The 524-nt window shown below is 45.4% G+C and carries 1 protein-coding gene and 1 pseudogene; both read right to left on the bottom strand.

Annotated elements, in window-relative coordinates:
• The coding region (locus R7O13_RS30685) for an FAD-dependent oxidoreductase (RefSeq protein ID WP_318305697.1) at positions 1-136 on the bottom strand (136 nt) is incomplete at its 3' end.
• Between the two features lie 8 nt (positions 137-144).
• Positions 145-524, bottom strand: a pseudogene (locus R7O13_RS30680) (SAM-dependent methyltransferase); the annotation flags it as partial.

Raw genomic sequence — 524 nt, 5'->3', positions numbered from 1 at the left:
CGCCAATTGAGAAACGAGGGAACGTCGCTTTTTCGATCACGACAACATCAATACCACGAGATTTTAGCAACGCAGAAACGGTGGAACCCGAAGGACCTGCGCCAACGACGACAACTTGCTTGTGCTCTGTTTTCATTCTTTATACTAGCTTGCTTGGAGTTTTAATAAGGTATGTCCGAGGCCAATGTTGTCCGTTCTTTCCACAACAGAGAGACCTGCTGCTTCAACAATTTCTAGGAAATCATCACTACGGTAGAAACGGCTATTACCATTGGCTAGGCAGGTAAAGTAAAGCGAGGTAGCATTTAAGCTGTATGACGCGCCCGCGTATTTCTGCGCATCCCAAAACAGTTCGAGAACGTAAACGGTATCGCCCGCGCTCAACTGCGCCTTCACTTTCTTCAAAATATTTAAAATTTCAATTGGAGAGAAACAATCTAAGAACTGGCTCATCCACCAAATATCGGCATGATCAGGCAATGTTTGGGCTTTATCAAGCATATTGGCAGGATACGGATGCACGC

The organism is Vibrio sp. Y176 (assembly GCF_033438945.1).
The sequence above is the reverse complement of the archived record's forward strand: the minus strand, read 5'-3'. Positions and strand labels throughout refer to the sequence as shown.